This window comes from Nocardioides sp. Z40_12 (assembly GCF_058215795.1).
Window position 1 is genome coordinate 138,440 of record NZ_JBZAJA010000004.1, and the last position, 16,574, is coordinate 155,013.

The 16,574-nt window shown below is 72.5% G+C and carries 18 protein-coding genes; 4 read left to right on the forward strand and 14 right to left on the reverse strand.

All coding sequences use genetic code 11. The annotated features are described in order from the left end of the window. Positions 1-57: 57 nt before the first annotated feature. The 3 genes from fbaA to AC4BG9_RS09230 all read right to left on the reverse strand — a co-directional run bounded on the left by fbaA (position 58) and on the right by AC4BG9_RS09230 (position 2,481). The gene (fbaA, locus tag AC4BG9_RS09220; protein WP_490570798.1) at positions 58-1,092 is read right to left on the reverse strand and encodes a class II fructose-bisphosphate aldolase; all 1,035 of its coding nucleotides are present in this window, start codon (positions 1,090-1,092) and stop codon (positions 58-60) included. Between the two features lie 66 nt (positions 1,093-1,158). Continuing rightward, on the reverse strand, positions 1,159-1,827 hold the full coding sequence (locus tag AC4BG9_RS09225) for a YdeI/OmpD-associated family protein (protein WP_490570799.1): 669 nt from the start codon (positions 1,825-1,827) through the stop codon (positions 1,159-1,161). A 9-nt stretch (positions 1,828-1,836) separates the two neighbouring features. After that, the gene (locus AC4BG9_RS09230) at positions 1,837-2,481 is read right to left on the reverse strand and encodes a TrmH family RNA methyltransferase (protein WP_490571070.1); all 645 of its coding nucleotides are present in this window, start codon (positions 2,479-2,481) and stop codon (positions 1,837-1,839) included. Positions 2,482-2,620: 139 nt separating this feature from the next. On the opposite strand from AC4BG9_RS09230, the gene AC4BG9_RS09235 reads away from it, so the two are divergent. Continuing rightward, positions 2,621-3,370: a DedA family protein gene (locus AC4BG9_RS09235; protein ID WP_490570800.1), complete on the forward strand. Its 750-nt coding sequence runs from the start codon at positions 2,621-2,623 to the stop codon at positions 3,368-3,370. 2 nt (positions 3,371-3,372) lie between these two features. Here the strand turns inward: AC4BG9_RS09235 and AC4BG9_RS09240 are convergent, their stop codons facing one another. Genes AC4BG9_RS09240 through pyrE form a run of 3 tightly spaced genes read right to left on the reverse strand, consistent with a single transcriptional unit; the run spans position 3,373 to position 5,032 of the window. Continuing rightward, complete coding sequence (locus AC4BG9_RS09240) at positions 3,373-4,083, reverse strand: hypothetical protein (RefSeq protein WP_490570801.1); 711 nt, start codon at positions 4,081-4,083, stop codon at positions 3,373-3,375. After that, positions 4,080-4,424 (reverse strand): PadR family transcriptional regulator, encoded by a 345-nt coding sequence (locus AC4BG9_RS09245; RefSeq protein ID WP_490570802.1) that lies wholly within the window; start codon positions 4,422-4,424, stop codon positions 4,080-4,082. Before AC4BG9_RS09245 ends, AC4BG9_RS09240 begins: the two co-directional genes overlap by 4 nt. A gap of 53 nt (positions 4,425-4,477) precedes the next feature. Continuing rightward, on the reverse strand, positions 4,478-5,032 hold the full coding sequence (pyrE, locus tag AC4BG9_RS09250; RefSeq protein ID WP_490570803.1) for an orotate phosphoribosyltransferase: 555 nt from the start codon (positions 5,030-5,032) through the stop codon (positions 4,478-4,480). A 40-nt stretch (positions 5,033-5,072) separates the two neighbouring features. On the opposite strand from pyrE, the gene AC4BG9_RS09255 reads away from it, so the two are divergent. After that, the gene (locus tag AC4BG9_RS09255; RefSeq protein ID WP_490570804.1) at positions 5,073-6,284 is read left to right on the forward strand and encodes a pyridoxal phosphate-dependent aminotransferase; all 1,212 of its coding nucleotides are present in this window, start codon (positions 5,073-5,075) and stop codon (positions 6,282-6,284) included. On the opposite strand, the gene AC4BG9_RS09260 is transcribed toward AC4BG9_RS09255, so the two are convergent. From AC4BG9_RS09260 to clpB, 3 genes are all read right to left on the reverse strand, one after another. Further along, on the reverse strand, positions 6,275-6,415 hold the full coding sequence (locus AC4BG9_RS09260; RefSeq protein WP_490570805.1) for a hypothetical protein: 141 nt from the start codon (positions 6,413-6,415) through the stop codon (positions 6,275-6,277). The genes AC4BG9_RS09255 and AC4BG9_RS09260 overlap by 10 nt on opposite strands. 226 nt (positions 6,416-6,641) lie before the next feature. Beyond that, the gene (locus AC4BG9_RS09265; RefSeq protein ID WP_490570806.1) at positions 6,642-7,718 is read right to left on the reverse strand and encodes a hypothetical protein; all 1,077 of its coding nucleotides are present in this window, start codon (positions 7,716-7,718) and stop codon (positions 6,642-6,644) included. Positions 7,719-7,788: 70 nt separating this feature from the next. Beyond that, entirely contained in the window at positions 7,789-10,383 is a 2,595-nt protein-coding gene (gene clpB / locus AC4BG9_RS09270) for an ATP-dependent chaperone ClpB (protein WP_490570807.1), read from the reverse strand. A 176-nt stretch (positions 10,384-10,559) separates the two neighbouring features. Here clpB and AC4BG9_RS09275 point away from each other — a divergent pair, with 176 nt between their 5' ends. Next, the gene (locus tag AC4BG9_RS09275; RefSeq protein ID WP_490570808.1) at positions 10,560-11,105 is read left to right on the forward strand and encodes a response regulator; all 546 of its coding nucleotides are present in this window, start codon (positions 10,560-10,562) and stop codon (positions 11,103-11,105) included. Continuing rightward, on the forward strand, positions 11,102-11,881 hold the full coding sequence (locus AC4BG9_RS09280; protein WP_490570809.1) for a pentapeptide repeat-containing protein: 780 nt from the start codon (positions 11,102-11,104) through the stop codon (positions 11,879-11,881). The genes AC4BG9_RS09275 and AC4BG9_RS09280 overlap by 4 nt, the downstream gene beginning before the upstream one ends. Positions 11,882-11,885: 4 nt before the next feature. Here AC4BG9_RS09280 and AC4BG9_RS09285 read toward each other — a convergent pair whose 3' ends face one another. The 5 genes from AC4BG9_RS09285 to dnaK form a co-directional block, all read right to left on the reverse strand. Continuing rightward, positions 11,886-12,146 carry a hypothetical protein gene (locus tag AC4BG9_RS09285; RefSeq protein WP_490570810.1) on the reverse strand — a complete coding sequence of 87 codons (261 nt, stop codon included), beginning with the start codon at positions 12,144-12,146 and terminating at the stop codon, positions 11,886-11,888. Between the two features lie 101 nt (positions 12,147-12,247). Next, complete coding sequence (locus tag AC4BG9_RS09290; protein ID WP_490570811.1) at positions 12,248-12,688, reverse strand: heat shock protein transcriptional repressor HspR; 441 nt, start codon at positions 12,686-12,688, stop codon at positions 12,248-12,250. A 2-nt stretch (positions 12,689-12,690) separates the two neighbouring features. After that, on the reverse strand, positions 12,691-13,845 hold the full coding sequence (gene dnaJ / locus AC4BG9_RS09295; RefSeq protein ID WP_490571071.1) for a molecular chaperone DnaJ: 1,155 nt from the start codon (positions 13,843-13,845) through the stop codon (positions 12,691-12,693). Positions 13,846-13,913: 68 nt separating this feature from the next. Continuing rightward, the gene (gene grpE / locus AC4BG9_RS09300; protein ID WP_490570812.1) at positions 13,914-14,591 is read right to left on the reverse strand and encodes a nucleotide exchange factor GrpE; all 678 of its coding nucleotides are present in this window, start codon (positions 14,589-14,591) and stop codon (positions 13,914-13,916) included. Next, a complete protein-coding gene (dnaK, locus tag AC4BG9_RS09305; protein WP_490570813.1) occupies positions 14,588-16,441 on the reverse strand; it encodes a molecular chaperone DnaK in 1,854 nt (617 codons plus the stop codon). Before dnaK ends, grpE begins: the two co-directional genes overlap by 4 nt. Between the last annotated feature and the right edge of the window lie 133 nt (positions 16,442-16,574).

Below are 16,574 nucleotides of genomic sequence, written 5' to 3' on the forward strand. Positions count from 1 at the left end.
GCCGACGCCCCCCGGGAGACCCGGGGGGGCGTCGGCGTGCTGGGGGCCGGTGCGGGCTCAGGCGCCCAGCGTCGTGCCGGCCGAGCGCAGGTTCTCGCAGGCCTCCACGATCCGCGCGGCCATGCCGGCCTCGGCGGCCTTGCCCCAGGCGCGGGGGTCGTACTGCTTCTTGTTGCCGACCTCGCCGTCGACCTTGAGCACGCCGTCGTAGTTCTGGAACATGTGGGCGGCCACCGGCCGGGTGAAGGCGTACTGGGTGTCGGTGTCGACGTTCATCTTGACCACGCCGAAGTCGACCGCCGCGCCGATCTCCTCGGCGGTGGAGCCGGAGCCACCGTGGAAGACCAGGTCGAAGGGCTTGGCGCCGGCCTCCAGGCCGAGCTCGGCCACGACCGCCTCCTGGGCGGACTTGAGGATCTCCGGGCGCAGCTTGACGTTGCCCGGCTTGTAGACGCCGTGCACGTTGCCGAAGGTCAGGGCGGTCAGGTAGCGGCCGTTCTCGCCCGTGCCGAGCGCCCGCACGGTGGCCAGCGCGTCCTCGGGGGTGGTGTAGAGCTGCTCGTTGATCTCGTTGGCGACGCCGTCCTCCTCGCCGCCCACGACGCCGATCTCGACCTCGAGGATGATGTGGGCCGCGGCGCACTTGGCCAGCAGCTCCTCGGCGATCTGCAGGTTCTCCTCCAGCGGCACCGCGGAGCCGTCCCACATGTGCGACTGGAACAGGGGCGACTCGCCGCGCGCGACCCGCTCGGCGGAGATCTCGAGCAGCGGGCGGACGAAGCCGTCCAGCTTGTCCTTCGGGCAGTGGTCGGTGTGCAGCGCGATGTTGACCGGGTAGTTCTTCGCGACCTCGGCGGCGTACGCCGCGAAGGCGACCGAGCCGGTGACCATGTTCTTGACCGACGGGCCGGAGAGGTACTCCGCACCGCCGGTGGAGATCTGGATGATGCCGTCGGAGCCGGCGTCGGCGAAGCCCTTGAGGGCCGCGTTCAGCGTCTGCGACGACGACACGTTGATGGCCGGGTAGGCGAAGCCCTTGGACTTCGCGGCATCGAGCATCTCGGCGTAGCGCTCGGGGGTTGCGATAGGCATCTGCTGGCTCCTCGGATCTCTTCGCGGTCGACGCCACCCAGCCTAGTCGTCCGGCCGTCGCCGCGCTCAGTCGGCGGGCCCGCCGCCCATCCCGAGCTCGTCGCGCAGCCTGCCCGCCCACGCCGGCTCCGCGCCGTACCGCTGGAAGCCGACCAGGATCCCGCGCGAGCAGCAGGCGACCAGCTCGGCCAGCCGCTTGGCCCGGGTCTCCTCCCGCTTGGCCGAGACGACCCAGTGCACGACCGCACGCCGGTAGGACGGGGTCGCGCCCGCCCAGAACGCCGCCGCCACCGGCACCCCCTCCAGCTCGGCCTGCAGCGGGCCGGGCAGCTCGTCGTCGCGGCCGCCCTCGAAGGAGTAGACACCGGTCCGGTCGTCGCGCCGGGCCTCGAACGCGGCCAGCCCGGCGGGGCGCATCCGGCCCTCGGCGACCAGCCGCTCGACGTGGGCGACGTTGACCTTGCTCCAGTTGCTCCCGCGGCGTCGCGGGGTCCAGCGCTGGCGGCGCGCGTCGTCGTCGATGCGCTGGGAGACCGAGTCGATCCAGCCGAAGCAGAGCGCCTCGGGGACGGCCTGCGCCCAGGTCAGCCCGCGATCCGGGACGTGGCTCTTCCACAACCCCATCCAGAGCTCGTCCGCGGTGTCGTGGTGGGCCTCGAGCCAGGCGCGGAACTCCTCCGGCCCGGAGAAGAAGAGGGCCGGCTTCTCGGGCGTTCCCCCTGGTGTGCCGATCATGGGCCCACGCTAGCCCCGCCAGGCGGCCTCGTCGGAGAGGTCGGCGTGCTCCCGGATCCAGCCGTGCATGGCGATCGCCGCCGCGGCACTGGCGTTGATCGACCGGGTGGAGCCGAACTGGGCGATCGAGAAGGTCCCGTCGCAGGCCTCCCGTGCCCCGGCGGAGAGCCCCGGACCCTCCTGGCCGAAGAGGAAGCAGACCCGGCGCGGCATCGCCATGGTCTCCAGGTGCGCCGAGCCGGGCAGGTTGTCGATGCCCAGCAGCCGCACCGGCTCCTCGAGGGAGTGCAGGTATGCGGCCAGCGCCGCGGCGTCCTCGTGGTGGCGCACGTGCTGGTAGCGGTCGGTGACCATGGCGCCGCGCCGGTTCCACCGCTTGCGCCCCACGATGTGCACCTCGGCAGCCAGGAAGGCGTTGGCGGTGCGGACGATGGTGCCGATGTTGAAGTCGTGCTGCCAGTTCTCGATCGCCACGTGGAAGTCGTGGCGGCGGGTGTCGAGGTCGGCGACGATCGCCTCGACGGTCCAGTAGCGGTAGCGGTCGACCACGTTGCGCCGGTCGCCCTCGGCGAGCAGGACCGGGTCGTACTGCGGGCCGGTCGGCCACTCCCCCGGCCACGGACCGACGCCGACCTCGGCCTGCCCGTGGGGCATCGGGTCGTACGGCGCGCGGGGCGCGTCCACCTCTGGGTCCACGCCCGACACGTTAGGCGCCGCGGCCGGCCGGCGGCCGAGCAGGTCCGGGTCTCAGCGGGCATGCGGTTCAGTTGGTGGCCCCGTTAGGGTGGCGCGCGTGACCTTGCTCCTGGACCTCCAGCTCCTTCTCCAGCCCCTTCTCCTGGGCATGGACTGGATGGATCCCGACTGGCTGCTGGACCGCTTCGGCGAGGAGCTGTTCTGGCTGAGCCTCGTGATCATCTTCGTGGAGTGCGGGCTCTTCTTCCCGTTCCTGCCCGGCGACAGCCTGCTCTTCGCGATGGGGCTCTTCATCGCCGGCGAGAAGATCGACATCTTCCCCGGCGGCTCGTTCGTCGAGCTGCTGGTCGCCCTCGGCCTCTTCGCCCTGGCCGGCTTCCTGGGCAACGTCGCCGGCTACGAGATCGGCCGGGCGATCGGGACGCCGCTCTACAACCGGCCGGACGGCAGGATCCTCAAGCGCAAGTACTTCGACCAGACGCAGGCCTTCTTCGACAAGCACGGCAACAAGGCCCTGGTGATCGGCCGGTTCGTGCCCTTCGTGCGGACCTACATCACCGTGGTCGCCGGCGTCACCAAGATGAGCCGCCGCCGGTTCTTCACCTGGAGCGCCGTCGGCGCCGTGCTCTGGGTCGTCAGCATCACCATGCTCGGCTACTTCCTCGGTACGGCGTTCCCCGCGCTCGGCGACAACATCGACAAGGCGATCATCGCGATCATCGCCTTCTCGGTGATCCCGATCGCCTGGGAGTGGTGGCGCCACAAGCGGACCAACGCCCCCGGCGCCGAGATCGGCCCCCAGGACGGCGGCCCCGACCGCGACATCCTGGGCCAGGACGTCGACTGACCTCAGCCCGTCAGGACGTCCAGCAGCACGAACACCCACGCGGCGACGAAGCTGACCACCTGGGGCAGGGCCATCAGCCACCGGTGGGCACCGCCCCCTGCGGCGTCGTCCTGGAGGGGCTCCACCACCGGGTCCTCCTCGACACGTCCGGTGAGGGCGCGGACCAGCTCGGCCACCAGGATCACCAGGCCGACGGCCGCCAGCGGCCAGGCCGGGACACTGACCAGCTCCCGCTCGCCGAGCGCGAGGATCGAGGCCGTCTGCACACCGAGGAGCAGGAAGGACCCGGCGAAGATCTTCCAGGGGGCGGCCCGCATCACCCCCGGCAGCAGCCGGGGGGTGGCCAGCACCAGCACGAGGACGACGAGGACGACCGCGGCGAGCCCGGCGTCGAGGGAGAACTCCTCCCCCCGCCATGCCTCTCCCCCGGCCAGTGCGAACGCGAGGAAGCCGAGGACGCCGATCACCGCGTGCACGATCGTGCCCGTGAGGAGGGTGCGGTCCTCGGGCGCCGGCTGCAGGCCGAGCTCCTCGGCGTAGGTCCGGGGCGAGCCGAACGCCTCCTCCGCCGGCACCCCGGCGTCGGCGAGGAACTCCCGGGCGCTCGCCACCGCGTCCCCGATCCGGTGTCCGTCGACGTCGAGCAGCCGCAGCTCGAGAGTCAGCTCGGCGAGCCAGCGCTGGTGGTCCTTGTGCAGGTCGGCGGTCGTCATGCGGTCCCTCCCGGTCGGCGCAGGTGGTCGCCCACCATGCGGGTGAAGTCGGCCCACTCCTGGCTCTGGCGGCCCAGCTCGGCGGCGCCGGCGGCGGTCAGGGCGAAGTACTTCCGCCCGGGGCCGCCCTCGCCGGCGCGCCACTCGACACTGACCCAGCCGGCGGTCTCGAGGCGGCCGAGGAGGGGGTAGAGGGTCCCTCCCTTGACCGAGCCGAAGCCCGCCTCCTCCAGGGCCCCGGCGACGGCGTAGCCGTAGGTCGGCCCGTCGGCGAGCACGCGCAGCACGCACAGGGCGAGCGTGGCGCGGACCCAGTCACTGGGCCAGGCGTGGGCAGGCATGACTAGATAGTGTCACTAGTTAGTGAGACTGTCTAGCCGCCCCGCAGGAGCCGTCAGCGGGTGACCGCGTCCAGCTGTGCCTTGGTGAGCACCGGCCGCACCTCGAGCCCGACGTCGGCCAGCGGGTTCTCCCCCGCGGGGCTCCGGTCGATGGCACAGATCACGACCTCGACGATCGCGCCGGCGGCGCGCAGCTCGCGCGTCGCGTCACGGACGGCCCCGCCGGTGGTGATCACGTCCTCGATCAGGGTGATCCGGCGCCCCGCCACGTCGGGACCCTCGGCGAGCTTGCAGGTGCCGTACTCCTTGGCCTTCTTGCGCACGAACAGGGCCGGCAGGCCGGTGCGGGCGCTGACCATCGTGGCGATCGGTACGCCGCCGAGCTCGAGGCCGCCGAGCAGCTCGGTGTCCTCGGGTAGCAGCGGCACCATCTGCTCGGCCACCCGGGCGAGCAGGGTGGGCTGGGCCTCGAAGAGGTACTTGTCGAAGTACTCGCTCGCCTGCTGTCCCGACCGGAGGGTGAACTCACCGGTCAGCCGGCAGGTCGCGTCGATGTCGGCGGCCAAGCCGGGGTCGTGCAGCGCGGGGGTGTGGAGGGCGTCGCTCATGCCCCGATCCTCCCACTGCGCGGGGGCTACCCTCGCAGGCATGCGCGCGCAGGCGAGACGGCTCGACGGCATCCCCCCGACCATCTTCACCCGGATGTCGGCGCTGGCGACCCGCACCGGAGCCCTCAACCTGGGCCAGGGGTTCCCCGACGAGGACGGCCCGGCCTCGGTGGTGGAGGCGGCGCGCCGGGCGCTCGCCGAAGGGCGCAACCAGTACGCCCCCGGGCCGGGAGTCCCCGAGCTGCGGGCCGCGATCGCCCGCCACCAGCAGCGCCACTACGGGCTGGAGCCCGACCCCGACGCCGGCGAGGTGGCGGTCACCACGGGCGCCACCGAGGGGATCGCCGCCGCGCTCCTGGGCCTGGTCGACCCGGGCGACGAGGTCGCGGTGCTCGAGCCCTACTACGACTCCTACCTGGCGATGATCCAGATGGCCGGCGGGGTGCGCCGCCCGGTCACCCTGCGGGCTCCCGACTTCCGGCTGGACGCCGCGGCGCTGCGGGCGGCCATCACCCCGCGCACCCGGGTGCTGCTGCTCAACACCCCGCACAACCCGACCGGCACGGTGCTGACCCGCGCGGAGCTGGAGGAGGTGGCCCGGGTCGCGGTCGAGCACGACCTCGTGGTGGTCACCGACGAGGTCTACGAGCACCTGGTCTTCACCGGCCACCAGCACGTCCCGCTGGCCACCCTGCCCGGCATGTGGGAGAGGACCCTGACGCTGTCCAGCGTCGGCAAGAGCTGGTCGTTCACCGGGTGGAAGGTGGGCTGGGCGACCGGCCCGGCCGACCTGGTCGGCGCCCTGGTGGGGGCCAAGCAGTGGCTCACCTTCACCTCCGGCGCCCCGCTGCAGCCGGCGGTGGCCCACGCCCTGGACGCCGAGGCCGGTTGGCCCGCCGAGCTGGCCCGGGCCCTGGAGGGACGCCGCGACCTGCTGGTCGAGGGGCTCGCGGCGGCTGGGCTGGCGCCGTTCACTCCCGAGGGCACCTACTTCGCCCTCACCGACATCCGCGCGCTCGGCTGGCCTGACTCGACGGCCTTCTGCGAGGCGCTCCCCCAGGTGGCGGGCGTGGTCGCGATCCCCCTCCAGCCCTTCTACGACGACGTCGAGGCGGGGCGCCACCTGGTGCGCTGGGCCTTCTGCAAGCAGCCCGAGGTCATCAGCGAGGGGGTACGCCGCCTGGCCGCGGCCGACCTGCACTTCGGGGCCCGGCAGCAGACCGGACCGTCGGCGTCCCGGGTTCAGCGGTAGAGCTGGGCGAAGACCCTGTCCCCGGGGCTCGAGGTCAGGGCGTGGACGAGCACGCTCTGGTCGTGCAGGTAGACGTGGGCGGCGTCCAGGTCGTAGCGGGCCGCCCCCGTGGCGAGGTCGAAGGACCCCACGGACGGCTCGGTCGCGTCGCTCGAGAGGGGACTGACGACCTGGGAGTCGCCCAGGTGCAGCCGAACTCGGGGTTGCCGGGCGCCCGGAGCGCGCCGACCGGCTGGAGCCGCTCGGCCTCCAGGGGTTCGGCGACCATCCCGGTGTGGTCCGCCACGGCGGTCGGCGACGCGGTCGTGGCGTCGGGCCCCCATGGTGTTCCCCCTCGCTGAGACAGCAGGGAGGAGGCTACTGAGGGGGCCGCGGACCTGCGAGCCAGGTCCGGACGTCGGTGCGGCGCAGGATCACCACCACCATCAGGGCGGCGAGCGCCGGCAGGGCCAGCACCGGGTTGGTCAGCGCGGCGATGAAGCAGGCGACCGAGGCACCGATCGAGAGCACCAGCAGGAGCGTGCCGGCCCAGCGCACGCCGCGCACCAGCAGCACGGCGGCGACCACGGCGGCCAGCGACCAGAGCGCGGCCACCGTGCCGAACGCGTAGGTGGTGGTGAGCAGCATGTCCTCGGTGATCCCCTGCTCGAGGAGGTCGGGCTGCTGCCGCTCGACCTCGGCCATCAGCTGGTCGGGCGAGGCGGCCAGCACCGCCACCCCCAGCGCGGTGATGAGGAAGGTGAGCCCGGCGAAGAGCCAGGTCAGCAGGGCGGCGACCAGCACCACGTCGGGGCGCTTGCCGCGCGGCGCCGGCTGACCGGGCGCGCCCGGGGCCTGCTCGGGCAGCCAGCCGGGCCGGTCGCCGAACCCCTGCACGGGGCGGCCCTCGGTCGCCCCGGCCTCACCGCCCGGGACCGAGGGGGCGGAGGGAGTCGGGGGCAGGACGGGCGCCTGAGGGCCGGCCTGGCCCCGGGCGGTCTCCTTGGCGGAGCCGGGCGGGCTCCACTCCTTGCCGTTGAACCAGTCCCGGGCGGGCTGGAGCCAGAGCATCAGCGACGCCGCGGCCACCAGCGAGGACATGAAGCCGCCCGTCACCACGCCGGCCACGAAGAGCGGGCCGGCCAGGACGGTCAGGCCGATCCGGGCGCCGCGGTGGCGGCGCAGCACATGCCACCCGAGCACGGCGGCGGCGGTGGCGCAGCCGGCGGTGACCATGGCGGCGGCCCGCAGGAAGGTCATCACCGTCTCCGGCGTCCAGCCCAGGGTGTCGCCGGGCGGGTCCGAGAGGAAGGAGTCGATCGCCTCCCGGGTCTCGAGCGAGCGCATCCCGGAGACGATCTCGAACACGCTGCCCACCACCAGCACGGAGCCGACGATGATCATCCAACCGGCGAGGGTGACCTGGGGCGGGCGGGGATGGGTTGGAGAGCTCACGCCGCCATTGCACCATGTCGCCCCCAACCCGATCCCGGGCGCGGTCGACGCCCGCCCCGGCCGGTCCCGCTCAGCGGTGCAGGACCAGCCCGCCGTCACCGACGTCGACCCGGACGACGTCGCCGTCGGTGACCTCGCCGGCGATCAGCATCCGGGCCAGCGGGTCGCCGATCGAGGTCTGGATCAGCCGGCGCAGCGGTCGGGCGCCGTAGGCCGGGTCGAAGCCGGTCTCCGCCAGCCACTTGCGCGCCGGGTCGCTGACCTCGATGGTGATCCGCCGGGCCGCCAGCCGCTGCTCGAGCAGCACCAGCTGGAGGTCGACGATGTGCGCGAGCTCCTCGGGGGTGAGCGCCTCGAAGATGACGATCTCGTCGAGGCGGTTGAGGAACTCGGGCTTGAACGAGGAGCGCACCACCGCCATCACCGAGTCGCGCTTGGCGTCGTGCTCCAGGGTCGGGTCGACCAGGAAGTTGGAGCCCAGGTTGGAGGTCAGGATCAGCAGGGTGTTGCGGAAGTCCACGGTGCGCCCCTGGCCGTCGGTGAGGCGGCCGTCGTCGAGCACCTGGAGCAGGATGTCGAAGACCTCGGGGTGCGCCTTCTCCACCTCGTCGAGCAGCACCACGCTGTAGGGGCGACGCCGCACGGCCTCGGTGAGCTGGCCGCCCTCGTCGTAGCCGACGTAGCCGGGAGGGGCGCCCACCAGCCGGGAGACCGAGTGCTTCTCGGAGTACTCGCTCATGTCGATGCGGATGATCGCCCGCTCGTCGTCGAAGAGGAAGTCGGCCAGGCTCTTGGCCAGCTCGGTCTTGCCGGTGCCGGTGGGCCCGAGGAAGAGGAAGGAGCCGGTGGGCCGGTTGGGGTCGGCGATGCCGGCCCGCGAACGGCGCACCGCGTCGCTGACCGCCTCGACCGCCTCGCGCTGGCCGACCAGCCGCTTGCCGATCTCGGCCTCCATGTCGAGCAGCTTGGCGGTCTCCCCCTGGAGCATCCGGCCGGTGGGGATGCCGGTCCAGGCCTCCACCACCTCGGCCACCTGCTCGGCGCCGACCTGGTCGCCGACCAGGGGCTCCGCGGCGGAGCCCTCGGCGTCGACGGAGTCGGCCAGGGCCCGCTCGAGCTGCGGGATCTGGACGTAGAGGATCTCGGAGGCCTTCCGCAGGTTCTCCTCACCGCCCTCGCGCTGCAGCTTCTCGGCCTGCACGCGCACGCTGTCGAGGCGGCGGCGCAGCTCGCCCTCGCCCTCCAGGGACGACTTCTCCCGCTCCCAGCGGGCCTCGAGGGCGCGCAGCTCCTCCTGGACGTCGGCCAGCTCGGTGCGCAGCGCCGCCAGCCGCTCGAGCGAGGCCTCGTCGGTCTCGCGGGCCAGCGCGAACTCCTCCATCCTCATCCGCTCGGCGCGGCGGCGCAGCTCGTCGATCTCCTCCGGGGAGGACTCGATCTCCATCCGGAGCCGGGAGGCGGCCTCGTCGATCAGGTCGATCGCCTTGTCGGGCAGCTGACGACCGGTGATGTAGCGGTCGCTGAGCGTGGCGGCCGCGACCAGGGCGCCGTCGGTGATCCGGACGCCGTGGTGGGCCTCGTACTTCTCCTGGATGCCACGCAGGATCTGGATGGTGTCCTCGACGCTGGGCTCGCCCACGAAGACCTGCTGGAAGCGGCGCTCCAGGGCGGGGTCCTTCTCGATCCGCTCGCGGTACTCGTCGAGCGTGGTCGCGCCGATCATGTGGAGCTCGCCGCGGGCCAGCATCGGCTTGAGCATGTTGCCGGCGTCCATGCTGGAGTCGCCGCCGGCGCCCGCGCCCACGACGGTGTGCAGCTCGTCGATGAAGGTGATGATCTGGCCGCCGGCGTCCTTGATCTCCTCCAGGACCGCCTTAAGCCGCTCCTCGAACTCGCCGCGGTACTTCGCGCCGGCCACCATGGCGGCCAGGTCGAGGCTGAGCACCCGACGCCCCTTGAGGGAGTCGGGGACGTCGCCGTCGACCACCCGCTGGGCCAGGCCCTCCACCACCGCGGTCTTGCCGACGCCGGGCTCGCCGATCAGCACCGGGTTGTTCTTGGTGCGGCGGCTGAGCACCTGCACCACCCGGCGGATCTCCGCGTCGCGGCCGATGACCGGGTCGAGCCGGCCCTCCGAGGCCGCGGCGGTGAGGTCCACGGAGTACTTCTCCAGCGCCTCGTACGTCGACTCCGCGTCCTGGCTGGTCACCCGGCGGTTCCCGCGGACCGCGGTGATGCTCTCGCGCAGGCCGTCGGCGGTGACGCCGAGGTCGGTGAGCACCTTCTGCGCGGTGGACTCCACCGTGACCAGGCCGATCAGCAGGTGCTCGGTGGCGACGTAGTCGTCCTTGAGCGAGCCGGCGAGGTCGATGGCGGAGGCCAGCACCCGGGTGAGCGCGGCCGAGGCGGCCGGCTGCTGCACCGTGGACCCGGTGGCGCGGGGCAGCGCGCTCTCGGCCTGCTCGGCCGCGGCCAGGGCCACGTCGGGCTCGACGCCGGCCTTGGCGAGCAGGCTGCGGGCGATGCCGTCGCCCTGTCGCAGCAGCGCGACCAGCAGGTGGACCGGCTCGGTCTGGCTGTTGCCGGCGGTGGTGGCGGCGAGCTGGGCGGCCTCGATCGCCTCCCGGCTCCTGGTGGTGAACTTGTCGGCTCCGAACTGGCTCACGGGTGACCTCCTGCTGATCTGCGAAAACGGGTCGACGCGGGTGGGACGTCATACTTCTCAACGCGGGAGAAGTTGAGTCTGTTCCACTCAACTTTGTGTTTTAGCCGGATCATCCTGCGGCGGGGGTGCCCACATGGCACCATGGGTCCGCTGACCCACGACACGTGGAGGAATTGGTGAAGCTGTTTCGAGGCAACTCCGAGGCCGGGCGCGTCCCGGAACCGGCGCCGCCCGCTGAGGAGACCCCTGAGTCCCCCCTCGTCCCCGACAACGACCGGGGCCCCATCCGCGTGGTCATCGTGGACGACGACGAGGAGGTCCGCTTCGTGCTGCGCATCGCCCTCGACTCCTCCGGGTTCGAGGTGGCCGGGGACGCCGGCGACGCCGAGTCCGCGATGGCGATGATCGCGACCGAGAAGCCGGACATCGTGCTGCTCGACCTGCACATGCCCGAGATCGGCGGCCTGGAGATCATCCCGCTCATCGCCGAGGACTCCCCCCTGAGCCGCGTCGTGGTCTGCTCGGCCATCAGCGCCACCTACATGACCGAGGCCGCCCTCAAGGAGGGCGCCTGGGGCTACATCGTCAAGGGCGTGTCGGCCAAGACGATCACCGAGCACCTGCTCCGCGTCTACGAGGCCGGCGCCGTCCGCCCCATCCGCCCCTACCCCCTGGGGCGCGACTTCGAGCACCGCGACCACGGGGTCCGCGTCGGTCGGTGAAGCCGCTGGAGCTCGTCGCCGACTGCAGCCGGTGCACCGGGCTCTGCTGCGTCCTGCTCCCCTTCCGGGCCGCTGACGGCTTCGGGGTCGACAAGCCCGGCGGACCGCCCTGCCACCACCTGGCGGCGGACGACCGCTGCTCGATCCACGCCGTCCTGCGCGAGGAGGGGTGGCCCGGCTGCACGGTCTTCGACTGCTTCGGCGCGGGCCAGCACCTCACCGAGGTGACCTACGCCGGGCGGTCCTGGCGCGACCCCGGCGCCGACCGTTCCGAGATGGCGGCGGTGCTGTCGGTGATGCGGCTGCTGCACGAGGCGGCGAGCCACCTCCTCGAGGCGGAGCGCCGCGCGCCCGCCCCCGAGGTCGCGCAGCTGCTGGCGCGGGTCCTGCCGCTCACCGAGGGCACCCCCGAGGAGCTGTTGGCCCTCGACCTCGACGAGGTGATGACCGAGGTCTCCGCGGCGCTCCGGGCGGCCTCCGGCCGGGTCCGCGACCCCGGTGCGGACCTGGCCCGCGCCGACCTGGCCGGCCAGGACCTGCGGGGCCGCGACCTGCGGGGCGCCGACCTGCACGGCGCGCTCCTCATCGCCGCCGACCTGCGCGGGTGCGACCTCGACGGCGCGGACCTCCTCGGCGCCGACCTGCGGGACGCCGACGTGCGCGGGGCCGCACTCGCCGGCGCCCTCTTCCTGACCCGCCCGCAGGTGGCCGCGGCGCGCGGGGACCGCAGCACGACGCTGCCGCCGGGCTTCACCGCGCCCGGCCACTGGCGCTGAGGCGTCAGGAGTAGCGGTGGCTCTTGGCCGCGTGGCCCTTCTCGCGGGTGCACGACTTGCCGCCCATGTTGCGGTGACCGCAGAGCTCCTCGGCGGCGGCGTCGGTCGCCGGAGCGTCCGAGGCAGGCTCCGCCCGCGGCGTCTTGGCCGCGGCCGGCGTCGCCGGGGACTTCGCCTTGGGCTTGGCCGGCGCGCTCCCGGCCCTCTTCATCGTCTGCTCGTAGCGGGCCTCGCGCATCGCCCGCAGGTTGTCCATCTTGCTCATCGGCGTCTCACGGGCTAGAGGCTACGGGAACCCACCGACAGTCCGGGACGCGGCGCGCGACCGGCTCGGTGCCCGGCTCGGTGCCCGGCTCAGTGCCCGGCTCAGTGCGGCGTGCGCCGCCACACCACCACGGCCGCCTGCCGCTGGGGCTGGCGCAGCACCGGCAGCCGGTCGGAGCCGCGGTCCAGGTGGCCGTCGCGGCTCCGGCCGGTGGCGCGCCGCAGCGCCTCGCGGGTCGCGGCCAGCTCGGCCTCCAACCCTTCGGCGCGCGCCTGCAGGGCCAGCACCTGGTCGTCGAGCTCGAGGATGCGGCGTACGCCCTCCAGCCCGATGCCGGCCCGGCTGAGGTCGGCGATGCGCCGCAGCAGCTCGAGGTCGCGGGAGGAGTAGCGGCGTCCGCCGCCACCGGTGCGGCCGGGGGTGATCAGCCCCATCCGCTCATAGCTGCGCAGCGTCTGGGGATGGAGGCCGGTGAGCTCGGCCGCCACGGAGATGACGTAGACGGCCGCCTCGGGGGACGGCGACCCGAATCCGTCCCTCATCCTCAGGCTCCCTCGAACAGGTTCGTCCTCAGCGGCCGGCCGGCCGTCGCGGCCCGGTAGGCCTCGACCGCCTCGCGGGTCGGGCCGTCGACGCTCGCCGGCACGTGCACCTCGACGGTGGCCAGCAGGTCACCGCGAGTGCCGTCGCGCCGGGTGACGCCCTTGCCGCGGACCCGGAAGGTGCGCCCGTTGGGCGTGCCGGCGGGAATCTTGAGCGTGACCGGGGCACCGCCCAGGGTGGGGATCTTGATCTCCGCGCCCAGCACCGCCTCGTCGAAGGAGACCGGCACCTCGAGGGTGAGGTTGTCGCCGGAGCGGCCGAAGACCCGGTGCTTGCCCACCTTGACGGTGACGAAGAGGTCGCCGGCCGGGCCGCCGTTCTCGCCCGGCGCCCCCTTGCCCTTCAGCCGGATGCGCTGGCCGTCCTTGACCCCCGCGGGGATCCGCGCCTGGATGGTGCGCGAGGAGGTACCTCGACCCGACCCGTGGCAGGTCGGGCAGGGCTCGTCGTAGACCAGCTGGCGGCCCCGGCACGCGGGGCACGGCTCGTTCATCGAGAAGGCGCCGCCCACCGAGGAGACCACGAAGCCGGTGCCCTCGCACTCGGGGCAGACGTGGGGCTTGGTGCCCGGCTTGCCGCCGGTGCCCTGACAGGTGGGACAGGCGGCGTCGGAGGTCAGCCGCAGCGAGATGGTGACCCCGTCGATGGCGTCGGTGAAGCCGATCGTCGCGGTCGTCTCGACGTCGGCGCCCTTGCGGGCCCGGCTCTGCGGCCGGGTGCGGGCGCCACCGAAGAGGTCGCTGAAGACGTCCCCGAAGCCGCCGCCCCCGGCGGGCCCACCCCGGCCGCGGTCGCCGAACAGGTCGTTGAAGTCGAACCCGCCGGCGCCGCCCGGGGCGCCGCCGCCGAAGCCCACGCCGGACCCGTAGAGCGAGCGCATCTCGTCGTACTTCTTGCGCTTCTCCGGGTCCCCGATGACGTCGTAGGCCTCGGCGACGGCCTTGAAGGTGTCCTGCTTGGACTGATCACCGGGGTTGGAGTCCGGGTGGTTCTCGCGGGCGAGCTTGCGGTAGGCCTTCTTGATCGCGGCCTGGTCGGCGGTCTTGTCGACGCCCAGCACCTTGTAGAAGTCCTTGCTCGCCCAGTCGGCTCGCATGCCGTCGTTGCTCACGTGCTCACCCTCCTCCCGTCGTCATCGACTGTGATCAGTGGTGCCGTGCGCCCTCAGGCGTCCGGCTCGGCCGGGCCGTCCTCGACGGAGGCGGCCTCGTCCTGTGGTGCGGTGCCGCCGGCCGGCGGGTCGACGACCAGCACCAGGGCGGCGCGGACGACCCGCTCGCCCATCCGGTAGCCCGCCTTGGCGACGACCTTGACCGAGGTCTCGGTGACCTCCGGGTCCTCGCCGAGGTGGCTGAGCGCCTCGTGCAGGTTGGGGTCGAAGGCCTCGCCGGGCGCCCCGAACCTCACCAGGCCCGACTGAGCCACCGCCCGCTGGAGGTGGTCGGCGACCATGGCGAAGCCCCCCTCGACCTCGCCCGCCTCCCGGGCCCGGTCGATGCCGTCGAGGACCTCGATCACCGGGACCAGCGCCTTGTAGGCGGCGTTCTCCGCGACGAGCTGGCGGTCCCGCTCGACCCGGCGCTTGTAGTTGAGGAACTCCGCCTGCAGGCGCTGAAGGTCGGCGGTCAGGGTGACGACGTCCTCCTTGGCCTTGGCGGCCTCGGCGCCGGCCGCCTCCAGGTCGGAGGCGATCGCCTCGTCCGCCGTGCCCGACTGCTCGGCCTCACCCGGGCCGGACCCACCGGCCGGGGCCGGGGCCCCCTCCTGGGAGGGGGCCCCGGCCTGGGAGCCGTCGGTCTCGGGACGGTCCGGCTGGACGCTCGGGTCGGAGGACTGGGTCACTTGGACTCACCCTCGTCGGTGGCGTCGTCGACGATCTCGGCGTCCACGACGTCCTCGTCGGCCTCACCGGTGGAGCCGTCGCTGCCCCCGGCCGCGGCCTGGTCGGCCTCGGCGGCCGCATACATGGCGGCCCCCATCTTCTGGCTGGACTCACCGAGCTTGGTGACTCCCGCCTGGATGGTGTCGGCGCTCGCGGACTCGTCGGCCAGCGTGGCCTTGAGAGCATCCAGGTCGCCCCGGACCTCGGTCTTGACGTCCTCGGGAAGCTTCTCGTCGTTCTCGGAGAGGAACTTCTCGGTGGTGTAGACGAGGCTGTCGGCCTGGTTGCGGGCGTCGACCGCGGCACGCCGCTGGGCGTCCTCCTCGGCGTACTGCTCGGCCTCCTTGACCATCCGGTCGATCTCGTCCTTGCTGAGCGCCGAGCCACCGGAGATGGTCATCGACTGCTCGCGGCCGGACGCGTGGTCCTTGGCGGAGACGTGGACGATGCCGTTGGCGTCGATGTCGAAGGTGACCTCGATCTTCGGCACCCCACGCGGGGCCGGCGGCAGGCCGGTGAGCTCGAAGTTGCCGAGCGGCTGGTTCTGCGCCCACATCTGGCGCTCGCCCTGCGCGACCTTGATCTCCACCGACGGCTGGTTGTCGTCGGCGGTGGTGAAGATCTCCGAGCGCTTGGTCGGGATGGTGGTGTTGCGCTCGATCAGGGTGGTCATCACGCCGCCCTTGGTCTCGATGCCCAGGCTCAGCGGGGTGACGTCGAGGAGCAGCACGTCCTTGACCTCGCCCTTGAGGACGCCGGCCTGCAGCGCCGCACCCAGGGCCACGACCTCGTCGGGGTTGACGCCCTTGTTGGGCTCCTTGCCGCCGAGCAGGTCCTTGACGACCTCGGCCACGGCCGGCATCCGGGTGGAGCCGCCGACGAGGACCACGTGGTCGATGTCCTTGATCGCGACGCCGCCGTCCTTGAGCACCGACTGGAAGGGCTTCTTGGTCCGGTCGAGCAGGTCGGAGGTCATCCGCTGGAACTCGGCGCGGGTCAGCTTCTCCTCGAAGTGGAGCGGGCCGGACTCGCCGTGGGTGATGTAGGGCAGGTGGATCGTGGTCTCGCTGGAGCTCGACAGCTCGATCTTCGCCTTCTCAGCGGCCTCCTGGAGGCGCTGCTTGGCGATCTTGTCGGCGGCCAGGTCGACGCCGTTGTTGTTCTTGAAGCGCTCGACCATCCACTCCACGACGCGGTTGTCCCAGTCGTCACCACCGAGGTGGTTGTCCCCGGAGGTGGCCTTGACCTCGACCACGCCCTCGCCGATCTCCAGCAGCGAGACGTCGAACGTGCCGCCACCGAGGTCGAAGACGAGGATGGTCTGGTCGTCGCCCTTGTCGAGGCCGTAGGCCAGCGCGGCCGCGGTGGGCTCGTTGACGATCCGGGAGACGTTGAGGCCGGCGATCTCGCCCGCCTCCTTGGTGGCCTGGCGCTGGGCGTCGGAGAAGTACGCCGGGACGGTGATCACCGCGTCGGTGACCGGCTCGCCCAGGTAGGCCTCGGCGTCGCGCTTGAGCTTCTGGAGCACGAAGGCGCTGATCTGCTGGGGGGTGAAGGACTTGTCGTCGATCTTGGTGGTCCAGTCGGTGCCCATGTGGCGCTTGACCGAACGGATGGTCCGGTCGACGTTGGTCACCGCCTGGCGCTTGGCGACCTCGCCGACCAGCACCTCGCCGGACTTGGCGAACGCGACGACCGACGGGGTCGTGCGGGCGCCTTCTGCGTTGGCGATGACGGTGGGCTCGCCACCCTCCAGGACGGCGACGACGCTGTTCGTCGTACCGAGGTCGATGCCGACAGCACGTGCCATGTGAGTTACCTCCGTTGTTGCGTTCTCTCCGGGGTCCCCCGGGAAAGTCTGGTGAAGCCATCCTGCGCCACCGACGGCGAGTCTGACAAACTAGTTGAGTCGACTCAACTCAACTTCGCTCACATCACACAAC

What these genes read in the sequence shown, in the direction of transcription:
- fbaA (WP_490570798.1), bottom strand. Translation starts at nt 1,092, where the DNA reads ATGCCTATCGCAACCCCCGAGCGCTACGCCGAGATGCTCGATGCCGCG.
- AC4BG9_RS09225 (WP_490570799.1), bottom strand. Translation starts at nt 1,827, where the DNA reads ATGATCGGCACACCAGGGGGAACGCCCGAGAAGCCGGCCCTCTTCTTC.
- AC4BG9_RS09230 (WP_490571070.1), bottom strand. Translation starts at nt 2,481, where the DNA reads ATGCCCCACGGGCAGGCCGAGGTCGGCGTCGGTCCGTGGCCGGGGGAG.
- AC4BG9_RS09240 (WP_490570801.1), bottom strand. Translation starts at nt 4,083, where the DNA reads ATGACGACCGCCGACCTGCACAAGGACCACCAGCGCTGGCTCGCCGAG.
- AC4BG9_RS09245 (WP_490570802.1), bottom strand. Translation starts at nt 4,424, where the DNA reads ATGCCTGCCCACGCCTGGCCCAGTGACTGGGTCCGCGCCACGCTCGCC.
- pyrE (WP_490570803.1), bottom strand. Translation starts at nt 5,032, where the DNA reads ATGAGCGACGCCCTCCACACCCCCGCGCTGCACGACCCCGGCTTGGCC.
- AC4BG9_RS09255 (WP_490570804.1), top strand. Translation starts at nt 5,073, where the DNA reads ATGCGCGCGCAGGCGAGACGGCTCGACGGCATCCCCCCGACCATCTTC.
- AC4BG9_RS09285 (WP_490570810.1), bottom strand. Translation starts at nt 12,146, where the DNA reads ATGAGCAAGATGGACAACCTGCGGGCGATGCGCGAGGCCCGCTACGAG.
- AC4BG9_RS09290 (WP_490570811.1), bottom strand. Translation starts at nt 12,688, where the DNA reads ATGAGGGACGGATTCGGGTCGCCGTCCCCCGAGGCGGCCGTCTACGTC.
- dnaJ (WP_490571071.1), bottom strand. Translation starts at nt 13,845, where the DNA reads ATGCGAGCCGACTGGGCGAGCAAGGACTTCTACAAGGTGCTGGGCGTC.
- dnaK (WP_490570813.1), bottom strand. Translation starts at nt 16,441, where the DNA reads ATGGCACGTGCTGTCGGCATCGACCTCGGTACGACGAACAGCGTCGTC.